This is a genomic window from Herbaspirillum frisingense (genome assembly GCF_047325095.1).
GTDB lineage: Bacteria > Pseudomonadota > Gammaproteobacteria > Burkholderiales > Burkholderiaceae_D > Herbaspirillum > Herbaspirillum frisingense.
The window spans coordinates 5070810-5088850 of the sequence record NZ_CP168558.1; the positions used below are offsets into that span (position 1 = coordinate 5070810).

The 18041-nt window shown below is 63.3% G+C and carries 15 protein-coding genes; 5 read left to right on the top strand and 10 right to left on the bottom strand.

What is annotated here, in order from left to right; genetic code table 11:
• Positions 1-52: 52 nt before the first annotated feature.
• The 10 genes from ACEOAC_RS23075 to polA all read right to left on the bottom strand — a co-directional run bounded on the left by ACEOAC_RS23075 (position 53) and on the right by polA (position 13793).
• Complete coding sequence (locus ACEOAC_RS23075) at positions 53-1468, bottom strand: amidohydrolase family protein (protein WP_413443270.1); 1416 nt, start codon at positions 1466-1468, stop codon at positions 53-55.
• A 28-nt stretch (positions 1469-1496) separates the two neighbouring features.
• Positions 1497-2300, bottom strand: a complete 804-nt coding sequence (locus ACEOAC_RS23080; protein ID WP_077235718.1) for an ABC transporter permease — start codon at positions 2298-2300, stop codon at positions 1497-1499.
• Entirely contained in the window at positions 2284-3138 is an 855-nt protein-coding gene (locus ACEOAC_RS23085) for an ABC transporter ATP-binding protein (protein ID WP_413443271.1), read from the bottom strand. The genes ACEOAC_RS23080 and ACEOAC_RS23085 overlap by 17 nt, the downstream gene beginning before the upstream one ends.
• Before the next feature lie 17 nt (positions 3139-3155).
• Positions 3156-4187 (bottom strand): Rieske 2Fe-2S domain-containing protein, encoded by a 1032-nt coding sequence (locus ACEOAC_RS23090; RefSeq protein ID WP_413443272.1) that lies wholly within the window; start codon positions 4185-4187, stop codon positions 3156-3158.
• Positions 4188-4312: 125 nt separating this feature from the next.
• A complete protein-coding gene (locus ACEOAC_RS23095; RefSeq protein ID WP_413443273.1) occupies positions 4313-5299 on the bottom strand; it encodes an isopenicillin N synthase family dioxygenase in 987 nt (328 codons plus the stop codon).
• A 60-nt stretch (positions 5300-5359) separates the two neighbouring features.
• Positions 5360-6364, bottom strand: a complete 1005-nt coding sequence (locus ACEOAC_RS23100; protein WP_202032467.1) for an ABC transporter substrate-binding protein — start codon at positions 6362-6364, stop codon at positions 5360-5362.
• A 47-nt stretch (positions 6365-6411) separates the two neighbouring features.
• Positions 6412-7437 (bottom strand): PDR/VanB family oxidoreductase, encoded by a 1026-nt coding sequence (locus ACEOAC_RS23105; RefSeq protein ID WP_413443274.1) that lies wholly within the window; start codon positions 7435-7437, stop codon positions 6412-6414.
• A 398-nt stretch (positions 7438-7835) separates the two neighbouring features.
• Positions 7836-8720 (bottom strand): dienelactone hydrolase family protein, encoded by an 885-nt coding sequence (locus tag ACEOAC_RS23110; protein ID WP_413443275.1) that lies wholly within the window; start codon positions 8718-8720, stop codon positions 7836-7838.
• Positions 8721-8937: 217 nt separating this feature from the next.
• Positions 8938-10620: a methyl-accepting chemotaxis protein gene (locus ACEOAC_RS23115; protein ID WP_039875487.1), complete on the bottom strand. Its 1683-nt coding sequence runs from the start codon at positions 10618-10620 to the stop codon at positions 8938-8940.
• 410 nt (positions 10621-11030) lie between these two features.
• The gene (gene polA / locus ACEOAC_RS23120; protein ID WP_413443276.1) at positions 11031-13793 is read right to left on the bottom strand and encodes a DNA polymerase I; all 2763 of its coding nucleotides are present in this window, start codon (positions 13791-13793) and stop codon (positions 11031-11033) included.
• Here polA and ACEOAC_RS23125 point away from each other — a divergent pair, their 5' ends adjacent.
• The 5 genes from ACEOAC_RS23125 to ACEOAC_RS23145 all read left to right on the top strand — a co-directional run bounded on the left by ACEOAC_RS23125 (position 13794) and on the right by ACEOAC_RS23145 (position 18006).
• The gene (locus ACEOAC_RS23125) at positions 13794-14540 is read left to right on the top strand and encodes a TIGR00730 family Rossman fold protein (protein WP_006463673.1); all 747 of its coding nucleotides are present in this window, start codon (positions 13794-13796) and stop codon (positions 14538-14540) included.
• Between the two features lie 222 nt (positions 14541-14762).
• Positions 14763-15455 carry a hypothetical protein gene (locus tag ACEOAC_RS23130; RefSeq protein WP_234295337.1) on the top strand — a complete coding sequence of 231 codons (693 nt, stop codon included), beginning with the start codon at positions 14763-14765 and terminating at the stop codon, positions 15453-15455.
• A gap of 158 nt (positions 15456-15613) precedes the next feature.
• Entirely contained in the window at positions 15614-16051 is a 438-nt protein-coding gene (locus ACEOAC_RS23135) for a hypothetical protein (protein WP_006463669.1), read from the top strand.
• A gap of 186 nt (positions 16052-16237) precedes the next feature.
• On the top strand, positions 16238-17191 hold the full coding sequence (locus tag ACEOAC_RS23140) for a homoserine kinase (protein WP_006463668.1): 954 nt from the start codon (positions 16238-16240) through the stop codon (positions 17189-17191).
• A gap of 11 nt (positions 17192-17202) precedes the next feature.
• The gene (locus ACEOAC_RS23145) at positions 17203-18006 is read left to right on the top strand and encodes a BPSS1780 family membrane protein (RefSeq protein ID WP_006463667.1); all 804 of its coding nucleotides are present in this window, start codon (positions 17203-17205) and stop codon (positions 18004-18006) included.
• The last annotated feature ends 35 nt before the right edge of the window (positions 18007-18041 follow it).

Consider the following 18041-nt stretch of genomic DNA (forward strand, 5'->3'; position numbering starts at 1 on the left):
TCATGGGGAAAGCGGGGACCAAGGCGGCACAAGCAAGCGACTTCGCCCTGCCCTAATTGCCTGCAAGCATCTTCTGCACCGCCTGACGCGCTTGCGCTCCCAGTTCAGCCAGATCCAGCCCGGGAATGACATCGTCCCGCACCACGGCCTTGCCGCCGACCCACATTGCCTTCAGGAAAGGCCGCCCACCCGAGGCCACCGGCCCGATGGCCGAATCATGCAGGCCGAAGTAGCGCGGGTCATCCAGGCGGTACAGCGCAATATCGGCCTGCTGCCCCACCTGCAGGCCGTCCAGCGCCTCCAGCCCCAGCACCCGGGCGCCACCGGTCGTGCCCCAGCGCACCACATCCTCCACCGTGGCCTCGGCCGCGCCTCCCTCGAAGCTGCCGCCCCGGAATACCGGCGTCGCTTCCTGGCCGCGCCGGGCGCGTTGCATCAGCCAGGCGGCATGGGTTTCGGAAATCATGTCAGCCGCCTCGTTAGAGGCCGCGCCATCCACGCCGATTGACACCGGAACGCCGGCTGCCTCCAATGCACGTATCGGCGCAATCCCGCTCCCCAGGCGCCCATTGCTCTGCGGACAATGGGCAATCCCGGTGCCGGTGGCGCCCAGCAGGGCAATTTCCTCGGCATCGAGTTTGACCAGATGCGCAAACCACACATCCGGCCCCAGCCAGCCGATGCGCTCGCAGAACTGTACCGGGCTGCAGCCATGCATGGCATGCGCGCTGTCCTGGTAGCCCACGGTCTCGGAGAGATGACTGTGCAGCCGCAAGCCCATCTCGCGCGCTGCCACGGCCATCTCGCGCAGTTCTTCGGGTGCCGCCGAATAGAGTGGCGTGGTCGGCGCCATCACCACCCTGCGCATGGATGCCGGTGCCGGATCATGGAAGCGCTTGCGCAAGCGCGCCATGTCCGCCAGGAAGCCCTCCAGCGTCTCGGGCCGCAAGGCACTCGGCAATTCGGCCTCCAGCTGGCGGGTTCGCATCGCGGTACCGCGACACAGCACGAAGCGCAGGCCCAGTCGCTCGGCCTCCTCGAACAGGATCTCGGAGGTATCGAAGGGCATGCCCGGGTAGTACAGGTAGTTGTGGTCGGCAATCGTGCCGCAACCCGAACGCAGCAGTTCCACCATGCCGATGCGCGCCGCCAGCCGGAACAGCTCGGCATCGAATCTGGCCCGATAGCGATAGGGTGTGGCCGCCAGCCAAGGGGTCAGCGTGGCGTTGATGCCCAGCGGGTCGCCCTTCAACAGGGACTGGAACAGGTGATGATGGGTATTGACCCAGGCCGGATAGGCCACGCAATCGCTGGCATCGATCACGTCTTCGCCGGCCTGTGCCGAAAGCCGGCCGATGGCGGCGATCACGCCGTCCTGCACCCGGATGTCGGGGCCGACGTGGCGCGCCGCAGCGCCGGGCAAGCCGGTCATGATGGCTTGCAGGTTCCTGATCAGGAAGGTATTCATGCGCAATCGTCTCCTTGTTGTCGCAGGTTCATCCCATTTCGCTTTCATGCCAGCCGGCCAGCGCCGCGCGCGACAGTGCGCTCATCAGCCAGAACAGCAGGATGCCGGTCAGTGTGATCAGCAGCAAGGCCGCAAACAGCCGCGGGATGTTGAGCTGGAAGCCGGCCTGCAGGATCTGATAGGCCAGTCCCGAGCCGGTACCGCCGGTGCCGGCCACGAACTCCGCCACCACCGCGCCGATCAGCGCCAGTCCGCTGGAAATGCGCAAGCCGCCGAAAAAATAAGGCAAGGCACTCGGAATGCGCAAGCGCCTGAGCGTCTGCCAGCGGGTCGCCTTGTTCAGCCGGAACAGGTTGAGCAAGCCCGGATTGACGCTGCGCAGCCCCAGCGTGGTGTTGGAGATGATCGGGAACAGCGCCATGATGGTGGCGCAGACCGTCAGCGCAGCCGTGGTGTCCTTGACCCAGATGATGATCAACGGCGCAATCGCCACGATGGGCGTGACCTGCAGGATGATCGCATAGGGAAACAGGCTGACCTCGATGAAGCGGCTCTGCACGAAGACGAAGGCGATCGCCACGCCCAGGATCACCGCCAGCACAAAAGCCAGGAAGGTGATCTTCAGCGTCACCAGCAATGAATCAAGCAGCATGCCCCAGTCGGCCACCAGGGTCTTGGCGATCAAGGAAGGCGTCGGTATCAGATAGGGCGGCACCTCCAGCAGCGTGCAGACCACCTGCCACATCAGGAGCAAGGTAATACCGATCGCCAGCGGTGCGGCCACCCGCCAGAAACCGGGACGGTTGACCAGCGGCTCAGTGTTGGGCTTCATGACCGCCTCCCTGCTGGTTGGCCAGCGTCAAGTAATCAGATAGCGTCTTGCAATACTGCATGAAGGGTGCCGAAATGCGGAAGGCCTCGTCACGCAGCCCTGGCGCATCGATGGCCACATCGGCGATCACCCGCCCGGGCCGCGCCGCCATCACGATCACCCGCGAAGACAGGAACACCGCCTCGTAGATGCTGTGGGTCACGAAGACCACCGTCAGGTCCTGCTGGCTCCAGATATCGCGCAGGTCGGCATCGAGCTTGTTGCGGGTGAATTCATCCAGGGCACCGAACGGCTCATCCATCAGCAGCAGATTGGGCGAGGTCGCCAGCGCCCGCGCAATCGAGGCACGCATCTGCATGCCGCCGGACAATTCGCGCGGCAGCACCTTGTGGAACTTGTCCAGGCCCACCAGCTTCAGGGCGGCCGCCACCCGTGCATCGGCCTGCGCACGTGGCACGTGGCGCAGGTCCAGCGGCAACCGTGCATTCTGTTCCACCGTGGCCCAGGGCATGAGCGTGGCTTCCTGGAACACCATGGCCAGCGTGCGCTCCGGCGTCCCGACCGTGGCCAGGTTACCGCCCCACCAACGCAGATGCCCATGCGACGGCTCCTCCAGCCCGGCGAACATCTTCAGCAGGGTGCTCTTGCCGCAGCCCGACGGGCCCAGCAAAGAGACGAACTCCCCGCGCCCGATATCGAGCCGCACTTCGTCCAGGGCGCGTGTGCCGTTGCGGTAGGTCTTCTCCACCCGTTGCGCCGACAGCACCGGAGCCTCGCCCGATGCCTCGCCCTGCTCCCATGCCGCGGCCTGCGACATGGCGTGATCATCTCTGTCCATGGAATCTCCTGGCGGGTTCATGCAGCGGGATGGATGCGGAAGACTTCGGATTCGCCATGCTCTTCCAACAACTGGAGCAGCATGCGGCGCATGATCAGACCCGGACGGTCCGATGCCATGTGGAATTCCTGGCGGCGCCGCACGTCGATGCAGGCATCCGGGTCGGTGGCTTCCAGGATGTCGCGGTCTTCCACCAGGATGGGGGCGTCCCAGGCAATCAGCTCGGCCTCGGAGCAATCCTCCTCGGTATCGTTGCGGTACAGCCACTGCGCCAGCATGATGCTGCCATCGTCGATGGGCGTGGCGCAGTTGTAGATGATGTGATGCCGGCCGCTCTCCGGATAGGTACAACCGAAACGACGCACGAAAGGCAGGTACCAGCGGTTGAACATGTGGCGCACGGTAGTATCAGCCGTGCTGCCGGTGACGCGGTGGCTGGCCGGCACGTTCTTGATCGGCACCCGTGTCTCGGCCTCGAAGCCGTAGTCGGTTTCCTCGATCTCGTACTTCTCCGGCTTGGGCTGATCGTACAGGCCGAAGGTAGCCCGATGCACGTAGCTGAAATGGGAATTGTCGAAGGAGTTTTCCATCATGCGCAGCGCGCTGGTATCCCAGCGTTCGTAGAACTGGAAGATGCGGCGGTATCCCGGCGCACCATCCTCGGGAAAATCGGGGATGTCACGCAGCGGATCTTCCAGCGCCACCCAGACATAACCGTAGCGCTCCTTGCAGTGATAGGACTTCACGCAGGCACCCGACGGCACGCTGCCGTCCACGCTCTGCGGCACGCGCACGCAGGCGCCCTCGCCGTTGAAGGTCCACCCATGGTAGCCGCAGACGATATTGCCGTTTTCCACGAAGCCCTTGGACAGCCGCGCCGTGCGATGGCAGCAGCGGTCCTGCAAGGCGGCCGGCGTACCATCTTCCCTGAGCCATACCACCAGCTTCTCGCCCAGCAGCATAAAGGGCTGCGGGCCGTCCTTGAGCTGCGAGATGGGCATGAGCGCGTACCAGAACCTGCGCAAGACTTTTTGTTGAGTTACCAGCATGATGCTGCTCCTTCTGCTTGGACTGCGGACCTGGGGATCCGCAGTGGTCCGGCCGGCGTGCCAACACGGTCGCCTTCGCCGGAAAATCTGACATTCGAAAATTCGGACTTGCTGGCTGCGGTGACTCAGTCCACCGCCACCGCCCCGAAGGTCTGCCTCACCTTCATGTCCAGGTACTCGCCAATGGTGCAAGGCGCATAACGCGGTGGGCGCTCGGCGCTGCAGCAGGTCGGCAGGCAGGTCACCACGGCCGCCTGGTCGCCATCCTGGAAAAAGGGCAGCGAATAACGCGGTACCGGGCCGGCATTGAGCACGCGATGTGGATTGCTGTGATAGAGGTCATTGCTCCAGCGCTGCAGCAGATCACCGATGTTGACCACGAAACTGTCCTTGATGGGCGGTGCGCTCACCCACTGACCCTCTGCGTTGCAGACCTCCAGTCCACCGATGGCATCCTGCGCGAGGATGGTGACCAGGCCCCAGTCGGTATGTGCACCGGCGCCGATCTGGTTGTTGCGCGCACCGTCCGGTTGTGGCGGGTAGTGCAGCATCCGTTGGGTGGCGATGGGCGTTTCCAGCACGGGCTCGAAGAAATCCTCCGGCATCTCCAGCGACAGCGCGATCACGCTGAGCAGACGATGCGAGAGCGCGCGCACGGCCTCGTAATAGCGCCGCGAATGGGCTTCGAATCCGGGCAGGTCCTGCGGCCACCGGTGATGACCATAGCGCAGCAGGCCACGCTGCACGTAGGCATGATCATGGGCAATGTCGAAGCCGAACTGGAAGCCCTCCTTCAGGTCCGCCGGCGAACCCTCATCAAGGGCCTGCGCCCCCATGCGTTCATAGCCGTAGCCGGACGGCGAACCGCGCATGTCGATGGCCGCCTTGCTGGCCGCCGGCAACGCAAAGAATCGGCGCGCCCAGTCGAACTGGCCTTCCACCAGTGACTGCGGGACACCGTGGTTGACGATGTAGAAGAAACCCACGTCACGCGAAATCTTGTGGATTTCCCAGGCCAGCGCTTCACGCCGGCTTCGCTCGGGGGAAAACGCATCGGCAAAATCGATCACCGGGATGCGGCGTGCTGTCATCGGTGCTGTGTAGGGAATCATGGCGTCCTCACGCGCAAGGTGGACCGCGCCGCCGCACTCACGCAGCGGCGCCCAACGGGATCAGGGCATGACCTTCATGTCCTTGACGAACTGGGTGGTGTAGGCCTTGTGATAATCCGTACCCGCCTTGAGCAGGCCGGTAGCGACCATGACGTCATAGGTCTGCTTCCAGCGTTCATCGGTCATCACGCCGATGCCCAACCGTGCCGCATCGCCACCCGTGACCACCTTGAGCTCCTTGAGCTTGCCCAGGGCATAGGCCAGTTGCTCGTCGCCCATGTTCTTGTTGTCGGCCTTGATGAGGGCATTGGCCGGAGCCGGGTCTTCCAGGTAGCTCTTCCAGCCTTCAGCGGTCGCCTTGACGAAGCGCTGCACCAGGTCGGGCTTGCTGGCCACGGTCTTTTGCAGCGTCACGATGGTGGTGCCATACGGCGGATAGCCCTCGCTGGCAAAGAGGAAGAACTTGCTCTTCACGCCGGCCTTGTCGGCCTGGAACAGTTCGGAGGAAGGATAGGCCTGCTGCGCGATGTTGGGATCGGCGAAGAAAGGCTGCAGGTTGAAGGTGTAGGCCTTGGACTGCGCATCGGTATAGCCATACTTGGACTTGAGCCACGGCCACCAGCTCGACTGGCCGGAGCCCGCCACCAGGATGGTCTTGTTCTTCAGCCCGGCCAGGCTGGTGACATCATCATGCGTCATCATGCCCTGCAGGTCGGACTGGAAGGACGTGCCCACGGTCACCAGCGGCAAGCCCTGCTCTATGCCCTTGAGCACCGTGAAGTCATACCCCATGCTGAAGTCGGCCTGCCCCGCCACCAGGATCTGCATGTTGTTGACCTGCGGGCCACCCATCTTGATGGTGACATCCATGCCGTACTTCTTGTAGATGCCCTTGGCCACGGCCTGGTAGAAGCCGCCATGCTCGGCCTGCGCATACCAGTTCGACAGCAGGGTGACCTTGTCCTCGGCATGGGCCAGGCCGGCCATCTGCAGGGCTGCCGCGCCCAGCCATAGTGCGGCCACACGCCGCATGAAAGTCCGCTTCTGCATCGCTTGCTTCTTCATAGCCTTCCTCTCCAGGTGGGTTGAACTTGCACAGACAAATCGGAACATCACAGATCCAGTACCAATCGCGTTCCTGCACAGCGCGAGACGCAGGGCATCAGCGTGCGACCACTGGCGCGCTCGGCGGCCGAGAGCACGCTGTCGCGATGCAGGGGCAGGCCTTCCAGCACGGTGCTTTCGCAACTGCCGCAGAATCCCTCGCCGCAGGAGGTGCCGATCACCACGCCAGCTCCGGCGGCGGCGGCCACGATGCTCTGGCCGGGCGACACCGCGCAGCTCACGCCCGAGCGCTGCAAGACCAGTTCGAAGACATGGTGGTCCTGGTCAGAGGCATGGATGACGGCATGGCTTGCGCCGGTGGGCGCGGCGAACCATTCGAAATGGATATCGTCCTCGCGCCAGCCGGCCTGGCGCGCATGGTCACGCGCCGCCTCGATGAAGGGCGCGGGACCGCATACATAAAGCGGGGAAGAGCACGGCACGCCGGCCAGCGCAGCGGCAATGGCGCGTCCGGTCTCGGCGCCATCCAGGCCCAGATGCAGGGACATGCCCTGCGAGCAGGCCGCCAGCTCATGGAAGAAGGCCGCGTGCGCCAGGCCGCGTGCAAAATAATGCAGACGATGGCGTACACCGCGCGCGGCCATGTCGGCGACCATCGCATGGAGCGGTGTGATACCGATACCGGCGGCCAAGAGCAGCGGAGGACGTTCATCAACCACCAGAGGAAAGGCATTGACGGGTGCCGATGCAGTGAGCAGGTCGCCCTCTTCCACCTGATGGTGCAAGAAGGCCGAGCCGCCGCGTGAGGCGGCTTCCTTCTTGACGGCGATCACATAACAGTCGCGCTGTTGCGGCGTATTGCACAGCGAATAGCAGCGCTCCAGCCCCTCCCGCAGTTGCAGGCGCAGGTGTGCGCCCGCGCTCCATGGCGGCAATGGGGCGCCATCTGCGGAGCTCAGTTCGAACAGGCGGATATCGGCAGCCACCGGGCGTATGGCCCTCACCCGCAGGTGCAGCACGGTGGCGGGATCGGCAGGGGCAACGCGGTTGAAGCGTTCAGCGACGGCATTCATCGCGCACCTCGCAGAGAGGCGGGCGATCCTGAGCATGGCCGGGAAGAGCGTAGAGAAAATGAGAAAGAGAAAAGCGCGCGGGCATCGTGCATGGTCTCGTGTCCTATCAAAAGATGGGGACCATCGGGGTTCCGATGGCATCACGAGCAATGCCCCGCAGGAAGGTAAGTGTCCGTTCTACCGACCGCTAGCCGCTTCTACTCAATCCTTGTCATAGCAAACCGCGTGCCAATGGCGCAAGGCCGGGATCGGCGCGGTATACCCATGTGTTTTGTCGCATACCAATGAAAAAGGGACGGAAAACCCCGTCCCTTGCCGCAAACGTCCTGCACATCTTGGTGCGCCATGCCTTGATCTGCATCAGACGCGCACCAATAAGAGGCCAGACCTTCAGCGCGTCACGCCACGCCGTGACTCTTGAAGAAAGCTACCACCTTGGCCCAGGCGTCCTTGGCATCAGCCTCGACATAGCTGGGGCGGTAATCGGCATTGAAGGCGTGGCCGGAATTGGCATAGACATGGAATTCCGACTTGTTGCCGGCCTTCTGCAGGGCTTCCTTCATCTGTTCCACGGTAGAGACCGGGATGCCCTGATCCTTGCCGCCATAGAGGCCAATGACCGGCGTCTTCAGCGTAGCTGCGATATCGATCGGCTGCTGCGGGAACAGCGCGGTCTTGTCACCCACCAGGCGGCCATACCAGGCGGCACCGGCCTTGACCTTGGGATTGTGGGCGCTGTAGAGCCAGACGATGCGGCCACCCCAGCAGAAGCCGTTGATGCCCAGGCGGCTGGTATCACCGCCATTTTCGCCGGCCCACTTCACGTAGGCATCGATGTCGCCCATCACCTGGGCATCCGGCACCTTGGAAATGATTTCCTTCTGCAGCTCGGCAATGGAGGTATAGGCCATGGGATTGCCCTGGCGCACGAAGAAGTCCGGTGCGATGGCCAGATAGCCCAGCTTGGCGAAGCGGCGGGCGATATCGGCGATGTGCTCGTGCACCCCGAAGATTTCCGACACCACGATGATGACCGGCAGCCCGGTCTTGCCCTCGGGCTGGGCGCGATAGGCCGGCACGCGCTGGCCGTTGACGTCGATGGCGACCTCGCCGGCGGTCAGGCCGCTGGTGTCGGTCTTGATCATGGTCTGCGCGCAGACCGGCAGCACGGCGGCGGCAAAGCCGGTGCCCAGGGCAGTCTTCAGGAAGGTGCGGCGGTCGGCGCTGCCGGACAGGGTGCTCTGTCCCAGCAGGCTGTCGAAGTCATTGCGAAGGTCGTTCATCGGGTTCTCCATCTTGGTGGCACGTGGCCTCGTTGTGGTGGACGTGATGCGGGGAAGGATCGCGGATTTCCTGGCCTCATCCGGAATATCCAGATCCAGAAAAAAGCGGCCCTTGCAGGCCGCTTGCCGGCATCCTCGCGGATGCACTCCGACTTCACCCAAGCCGGAGTCTAACCGCAAACCGGCGCAGACGTTGTTCCCGTCCTATGGGCCGTCCTCAGCCCTGCACCGCCAGCACCTGGCCACCGGCCGGCAATTCCGGCGCGCCCGGCGTGACATCGATGACACGCTCGGCACTCGGCGCCGCATAGGATGACGCCACCCTCGCCTGGGCAGCATCGACACGGAACACGCTGACCAGCTGTTGCAGGCCGGCCGCCTGTTCCTGCAGCGAACGGGCCGCCGCAGCCGCCTGCTCGACCAGCGCGGCATTCTGCTGCGTCATGTCGTCGATCTGGATGATCGCCTCGTTGACCTGTTCGATGCCGCTGCTCTGTTCGCGGTTGGCGTGGGTGATCTCGGTCATCACGTCGGTCACGCGGCGGATGCTGGTGACGATGTCGGTCATGGTGCTGCCGGCCTGCTCCACCAGCTTGCTGCCGTTCTCGACCTTGCCCACGGAGTCGCCGATGAGCACCTTGATTTCCTTGGCCGCCGAGGCCGAGCGCTGGGCCAGCGAGCGCACCTCGGAAGCCACCACCGCAAAACCGCGCCCCTGCTCGCCGGCGCGGGCCGCTTCGACCGCTGCATTCAGGGCCAGGATGTTGGTCTGGAAGGCGATGCCATCGATCACGCTGACGATATCGGCCACCTTCTGCGAAGAGGCATTGATGGACTGCATCGTCTCCACCACCTGCGAGACGATGCTGCCACCCTGCACCGCGACGTCGGAGGCAGCCAGCGCCAGGTCGTTGGCCTGGTGGGCATTCTCGGCATTCTGCTTGACGGTGGAATTGAGCTGTTCCATCGAGGAAGCGGTTTCTTCGAGGGCGCCGGCCTGTTGCTCGGTACGACCCGACAGGTCGAGGTTGCCGCGGGCGATTTCGGTGGAGGCGGTGGTGATGGTTTCCGAACCCCGGCGTACTTCGGTGACGATGGCGGCCAGCTTGTCGCGCATGATACGCATGGCGGCCAGCAGGCTGTCGTTGTCGCCGGGACGGGTATCGATGACCACGGCCAGGTCGCCTTCGGCAATCTGGCCAGCGATCTGCACCGCGTAGTCCGGCTCACCGCCCAGCTTGCGCAGGATCTGGCGGGTCAGCCAGAGTGCCGCCAGGATGGCGGTGACCACGCCGATGGCGCTGATGACCAGCATCAGCAGGCGCGCACGTGCATAGGCAGTGGCGCTGGCCTCGGCGGCTTCCTTGTTGAGCCGGTCTTCCAGCGCGGCCAGCGCCTTCAGTTCGACCTGCCAGGACTTCTGCACCGGCAGGTATTGTTCCTTCAGGAATTGCGCCAGCTCGTAGGCTTCACGACGCTTGCCGAACTCCACCGCTTCGCTGATGAGCTTTTCGGCATTGGCGGCCTGGGCGGCGATCTTGGGCAGGGCGGCCTTTTCTTCCTCGGTGGTGTCGGCCGAATCAGTAAAGAGCTGCTGCAGCTTCTGCGCGGCCATCTTGTACTTCAGCGTCTGCGCCTCGATGTACTGCGCCTCGATGTCCACATCCTCGGGAGCGGCCGGCAGCATCAGATTGCGCAGCGAGATGGAACGCTCCCCCACGGTCTCCAGCATGTCCTTGACCAGCGTGCTCTCGGGGTTCTTCACCTCCACCACGTGGGTGAAGCGCCCCTGCACCTGGTGCATGTTGAAGATGCCGAAACCGGTCACCAGCACCAGCAACAGTACCACCCACGCAAACCCGAGTCCTAGGCGCGTGCCCACTTTCATTGCTGACTTCATGACGTCTCCTCCAATGTGTTCATCGGAGGCCGGACGGAAGCGTTGGGGGATGGCAAGACCTGCGCCAATGGCGCAGCCCGCATGCGCGGTGCGTGTCGAAAAACCTGGTGCGTGTCCCCTGCCCTTTCCTGCCCAGCCTCTGCTGCACCGGACCTTGGTCCGGCTTCACCCAGTGCGTCGTCCCGTCTTCGAATGCCTGCGGTTGCGACGCCAGTCTTCTATTTTTTTCAGTTCTGATTGCGCCGACTTGTCAGTTCGTCAGCTTGTTGCATTGCCAATTTGCATCTCCGGCATCCGCGCCCGATCCGCTTTCCCTGGCGGGGCGGGCGCCGGTTTCACACGACCGGCAATCATGCGAACCTGGTCACGAACCGGGAACGATGTTTGCCAGAAACCGGAATTAATGTGAATTAATGTGCTTCGTCCCAATTCTTACCGATTCCTACCTCGGCAAGCAAGGGAACTTTCAGCTCCGCAACATTTTTCATCAATTCGGGCAGCTTTTCACGCACCATTGCCAATTCCTGTTGTGGAACTTCCAACACCAGTTCATCGTGCACCTGCATGATCATGCGGGTCTGCATGCCAGTCTTTTCCAGCCAGTCCTGCACCGCGATCATGGCCAGCTTGATGAGGTCGGCGGCAGTGCCCTGCATGGGCGCGTTGATCGCCGCCCGTTCCGCTCCCTGGCGACGCGGACCGTTGGGCGAATTGATCTCGGGCAGCCACAGGCGACGGCCGAACACGGTTTCCACATAGCCGCGCGCCTTGGCCTGCAGTCGGGTTTCGTCCATGTAGCGCTTCACGCCGGAAAAACGCATGAAGTACTTGTCGATGTACATCTGCGCCGCCGAACGTTCGATGCCCAGGTTACCGGCCAGACCAAAGGCGCTCATGCCGTAGATCAGGCCGAAGTTGATCACCTTGGCATAACGGCGCTGCTCCGACTCGACCTGCTCGGGCGCGATGCCGAAGATTTCGGCGGCGGTCGCCTTGTGGATGTCTTCGTTGTTGGCGAAGGCCTTCAGCATGTTTTCGTCTTCCGAGATGTGCGCCATGATGCGCAACTCGATCTGCGAATAGTCGGCCGATACGATCACGCTGCCTTCGGGCGCGACGAAGGCTTCGCGGATGCGACGACCTTCGGCAGTGCGGATCGGGATGTTCTGCAGGTTGGGCTCGTTGGAGGCCAGGCGACCGGTGACCGCCACGGCTTGCGCATAGTTGGTATGCACGCGCCCGGTAACCGGATTGATCATCTTGGGAAGCTTGTCGGTGTAGGTGGACTTGAGCTTGGACAGGCCGCGATAGTCCAGCAACACCTTGGGCAGCGGATAGTCCTCGGCCAGCTTCTGCAGCACTTCTTCGTCGGTGGAGGGCGCGCCGGAAGCGGTCTTCTTCACCACCGGCAACTCCAGCTTGCCGAACAGGATCTCGCCCAGTTGCTTGGGTGAATTCAGGTTGAAGGGCTGGCCGGCCAAGTCATAGGCCTGCTGCTCGATCTCCAGCATGCGGCGCCCGAGGTCATGCGACTGCTGGCCCAGGCGTTCACTGTCGATGAGCACACCGTTACGCTCGATCTTCTGCAGCACCACCGAAGTCGGAACCTCGATCTTTTCGTAGATGAAGCGCAGCTTGTCGTCGTGCTCGATCTGCGGCCACATGGCGCGGTGCAAGGCCAGCGTGACCTCGGCATCCTCTGCCGCGTATTCGGTGGCGCGTTCGATGGCCACTTCGTTGAAGCCGATCTGGGACGCGCCCTTGCCGCACACCTCGGCGTAGGTGATGGTCTTGCGCTCCAGGTGACGCGCCGCCAGGCTGTCCATGTCGTGCGGGCGATGCGACTCGAAGACATAGGATTCCAGCAGCGTGTCGTGCTTCACCCCTGCCAGGCGAATGCCATAGTTGGCGAAGATGTGGCTGTCATATTTCAGGTGCTGGCCCAGCTTGGGCTTGCTGGCGTCTTGCAGCCAGGGCTTGAGTTTTTCCAGCACGTGCTCGCGCGACAATTGCGGCGGCGCATCCTGGTAATTGTGGCCCACCGGGATATAGGCGGCGCGGCCCGGCTCCCAGCACAGCGAGATGCCGACCAGCTCGGCCTGCATCGCTTCCAGCGAGGTGGTTTCGGTATCGACGGCGGTCAGTTCGGCCGCATTGATGGCGGCGATCCATTGGTCCAGCTGCGCATCGGTGAGCACGGTCTCGTACTCCACCGGCGTGGCGGGTGCGAACAAGCCGCCCTGGGCCGGCACTTCCAGCGCGGCCGCAGCCACGGCGCCCACCACCGGCGACTTGTCCACGGCGGCATCGCCGCCATCGGCCAGTTCGCGCAACCAGGTGCGGAAGTTGTAGCGGGTGAAGAGGTCCTTCAGGACTTCCTTGTCCTGCGGCTGCATGGTCAGCGATTCGAGGATGGACTTCATGTGCGCCGACAGGTCGCAATCGGTCTTGACCGTCACCAGCACGCGACCCTGCGGCAGCCAGTCCAGCGCACGGCGCAGGTTCTCGCCGACCACGCCGCTGATCTTGTCGGCATTGGCCATCACGCCATCCAGCGAATCGTAGGCGGTCAGCCATTTCACGGCGGTCTTGGGACCGCACTTTTCCACCCCGGGAACGTTGTCCACGGTATCGCCGATGAGGCTGAGGTAATCGACGATACGGTTGGGCGGCACACCGAATTTTGCAGTCACGCCGGCAATGTCGAGAACTTCATTGCTCATCGTGTTGACCAAGGTAACGTGTTCATCGACCAGCTGGGCCATGTCCTTGTCACCGGTGGAGATGATCGTATCCAGCCCGGCGGCGGTGGCCTGCACCGACAGCGTACCGATGACGTCATCGGCCTCGATGCCCTCGACCATCAGGATGGGCCAGCCCAGCGCGCGCACCGCGGCGTGGATGGGTTCGATCTGCAATGCCAGGTCTTCCGGCATCGACTTGCGGGTGGCCTTGTAGTCGGGATACAGATCATCACGGAAGGTCTTGCCCTTGGCATCGAACACACAGGCAACGTAACTTGCGGGATAATCGTTGCGCAGTCGGCGCAGCATATTGATGATGCCGTACAGCGCACCGGTGGGCGCGCCTTCCGCGTTACGCATATCGGGCAGTGCATGGAATGCGCGATAGAGGTAACTGGAACCATCAACTAACAACAAGGTTTTTTGCATATGGAACAGAGAGGAAAGAATGTCCCGCGCCTGCGGGAAGTGGGAGACATCGAACGCGCGACGGCCAAGAAGGCGCGCGAGTCGTGGCATGTACTCACGATTATGGCAGAATTCATTGAATCGACCGAACGTCTCTCCGAGCTGCGTCCTGCCGTTTCCATCTTCGGTTCTGCCCGTATCCGCCCCGACAATCCCCATTATCAACTGTGTGTGGAGATCGCCCGCCTGATCTCGGATGCCGGCTATGCCGTCATTTCCGGCGGCGGTCCCGGCATCATGGAGGCCGCCAACAAGGGTGCCTACGAAGGCGCCTCGCCCTCGGTGGGCCTGAACATCGAACTGCCGCACGAACAGCACGGCAATGCCTGGCAGGACATTTCGCTGTCCTTCCGTCATTTCTTCGCGCGCAAGGTCGCCTTCGTCAAATATGCCGACGCCTACGTGGTCCTGCCGGGCGGCTTCGGCACGCTCGACGAACTCACCGAAGCACTGACCCTGATGCAGACCGGCAAGTCGCGCATGATGCCGGTGATCCTGGTGGGCAGCGAGTTCTGGGCCGGGCTGGTGGACTGGATCAAGACCCGCCTGGTGGACGACGGCATGATCTCGCCCAAGGACGTCAACCTGCTGCAGGTGATCGACGAACCGGCCGAGGTCCTGGCGGCAATCCAGAAATTCCACGCAGAGAAATCCAAGCCGGCCGAAACGCAGCAGGAGGCGGAGCGGCAGAGCGGGATGTATCTCTGACCGATTGCAGCACCGGTGGCGCTTGCCACCCTCATCCGCCCTACCCGGGCCGGGCCGCAGCAATGCCGCCCGGCCTCTTCATTTCTCCCCCTCCGCCCGCCATCTTTACACCGATAAGTGTAGAAACGTTCACTTTCCATCACCTTCGTACGATTTGAAAAACAAGTCGACAACTTCATGATGCACGGCACGCAAATGAACTGATTGCACGCCATCGTCATCATGCCGGTCACCAAAGCCTACGTTATCCAACTCTTCATCGGGACGCTCTACACGCTGGCGCTGGCAGGCATGCTGATCGCCGCGCTGGTCAGCATGCCGGTGATCATTTCACCGGCGATGGGCCAGCAGCTGGGCGTGCTGCCGTGGGACCAAAATGCGCCCTCCGACACCACGCCACTCTACTGGACCCTGGGCGTGGTGCTGGTCTGTGCGCTGGGTCTGTTCTATCGCGCGCTGATGCGCGTGGTCGCTCCGGCCAAGCCCGCGCTCAAACCCGGCTATCACGCCGTGACCCTGCTCTATCTGCTGGCCATGGCCTACGGGCTGGCAGCCACGGTGACCACCGCGTTCACGCCGCACTATCGCGACTGCGGCATCTACAGCCAGAAGCTCAACGGTGGCTGGCGTCAGTATCGCGGCCAGCAGCTGCGGGTCGAACTGTGTGGCGCCGGGCCGGCCGAGCAGACCCGACAGGACCGCATCCGGCTGCGTATCTATGGGGAACGGGGCGAACTGCGGGCGCTGCGGCACTTCACCGTGCAATGGGGGCGTGACTTCCCGACCCTGCTGGAATATTCCTCCGACCACCTCAGCTACTTCGATGCCAGCGACGAAGACGATTTCACCCGGCTGGTCGCCATGCCGCCCACCCTGGGCGACTGGATCCATAGCAGGTTGCCATTGCTGGACTAGGCCTAGGTCGCCCGCAAGTCGCCGCCAGATGGCAGAAAGGCGGCCGGATGTTGTCTTCCCGATCATTCCCGTGAAGAAACGCAGGGGCCGCACCACGATGGTTTGCTACAATGAAGAAAACAACACCATCTTTTTCCTGCATTTTTCCTGTCGATATCATGAAACCATCCAACGTCTGGTTCCAACAGTCCCTGGCCGCCGCCCTGCTGTGCGCATCGGCCAGCCTGGCTGCTCCGCTGGCTTTCGCCCAACCGGCCCCTGCCGGCCTGGCCGCCCAGCCGGCGCCGCCGCCACCCGAACTGGAAAAGCTGGAAGAAGGCGAACCGCCCGCGGTCACCATCCGCAAGCCCGGTGAAGACAGCCGCACCCAGGGCAACAGCATCAAGGAACGCCGCGACCACGGCCAGACCAAGGAAATCGAAGTCAAGTCCGGCCCCAGCACCTATTACGTGCGCCCCAACCCGCAACTGGGCGGCTCCACCCCGGGCGATGCCCAGAGCCCGCCGCCGAGCTCGGCACAATGGAAGGTCGGCGAGTTCGACTGGGGCGTCAAGAAGCCGCAGGAAGGCGATACCGACAGCACCACCAAGAAGTAATCGCTTCGCCACGATGGACGGCTGACCCTGCCGGGTTGGCCAACATCACCCCGGTCGCCCGCCGCGACCGGCCCAGGGACAGCCGATGCGGCCCTATGCCGCCGCTGTCACGCCAGTCCCGGCGGTGCCGGCAGGCGTAGCTCGGGATCCCGGTATTTCAGCAAGCTTCATATTCTCAATTTCGCCATGGCAGTCTTTACACCGGTCAGTCTGGAACAGCTCTCGGACTGGATCCAACAATTTCCGCTCGGTCGCGCACGCTCGATCAAGGGCATTTCCTCGGGCATCGAGAACAGCAACTTCTTCATCGGCACCGACAGCGGCGAATACGTCCTGACCCTGTTCGAAAAGCTGCATATCGAACAATTGCCCTTCTACCTGGAACTGATGCGCCACCTGGCGCAGCGCGGCATTCCCGTGCCGGCGCCGGTGGCCAATGACAAGGGCGCCATCGTCACCCTGCTCAACGACAAGCCGGCGGCCATCGTCAGCAAACTGGAAGGCGAGTCCCAGCTCGATCCGCAACCGGTGCACTGCGCCGCGCTGGGCGACATGCTGGCGCGCATGCACCTGGCCGGCAAGGACTTCAAGATCCTCCAGCCCAACCTGCGCGGCCTGGCATGGTGGCTGGAAACCACGCCCTCGGTGCTGCCTTTCCTGCCGCCTGAGCTGGCCAGCCTGCTGGCCGATGAAGTGCAGTACCAGAAGGACTTCGCCGCCACCGCCGATTACCGCGCCCTGCAGCGGGGCCCGGTGCATGCCGACCTGTTCCGCAACAATGCGATGTTCGTGGGTGAGCGCCTGTCGGGCATCTTCGATTTCTATTTCGCCGGTTGCGACACCTGGCTGTTCGACCTGGCCGTGACCGTCAACGACTGGTGCGTAGACCTCGATACGGGTGCGCTGAACCTGGCCCGTGCCGAGGCCATGCTGACCGCCTACCGCGCCGTGCGTCCGTTCTCGCCGGCCGAAGGCGTGGCCTGGCAACCGATGCTGCGCGCGGCGGCGCTGCGCTTCTGGCTCTCGCGCCTGTATGACTTCTACCTGCCGCGTGAAGCAGAGATGCTCACGCCGCATGACCCCACCCATTTTGAACGCATCCTGCGTCTGCGCATCAAGGAAACGCCGCCGGCGCTGTAACCACTGGAGCTATGGAAAAGATTCCCGCACATACCGGCTGGTCCTGGGTCAAGCAAGGCTTCGCGCTGTTCCGCAAGCAGCCGGCCGAGATCTCCACGCTGTTCCTGGCCTACATGTTCCTGATGCTGGCACTGGGCATCATCCCGGTGCTGGGTCAGATGCTGCCGCTGATCCTGATCCCGCTGTTTTCGATGTCGTTCATGCAAGCCTGTGCGCAGATCGAAAAAGGCGAACGGGTCTACCCCAACCTGCTGCTGATCGCTTTCCGCAGCCCGGCCCGCAACACGCTCTTCAAGCTCGGCCTGCTCTACCTGCTGGTGGCCACGCTTGTGGTCGCGGCCTCGGCGCTGGCCGACGGCGGCACCTTCTGGAAGGCCATGATGGGAGGCGGCCTCTCCACCGAGGAACTGCAGAGCGCCGCCGGCAGCATGCGCATCGCCATGCTGGTCGCGGCTGCGCTGTACGTGCCGGCGGCCATGGCCTTCTGGTATGCGGCACCGCTGATCATGTGGCAGCAGATGCCGCTCGGCAAGGCACTGTTCTACAGCTTCTTCGCCGTGCGCCGCGCGGGTCGCGCCTTCCTGGTGTACGGCCTGGCCTGGATCGTCATCGCCATCGTCGTCCCGACCGTGATCAGCATGATCATCGCGCTGGTGAGCGGCAGCTTCACGGTGGTGTTCTTCATCCTGTTGCCGATCTCGATAATGTTGACGGTAGTCATGTACTGTTCCTTCTATCCGACCTACACTAGCGTCTTCGGAAAGCCCCGCAGAGGGCCCGACAGCCCGCATCCCGGAGACAATCCCGCCGCCTGAATCTCATCAGGCAAGACATGCGCCAGGCTGTCGCT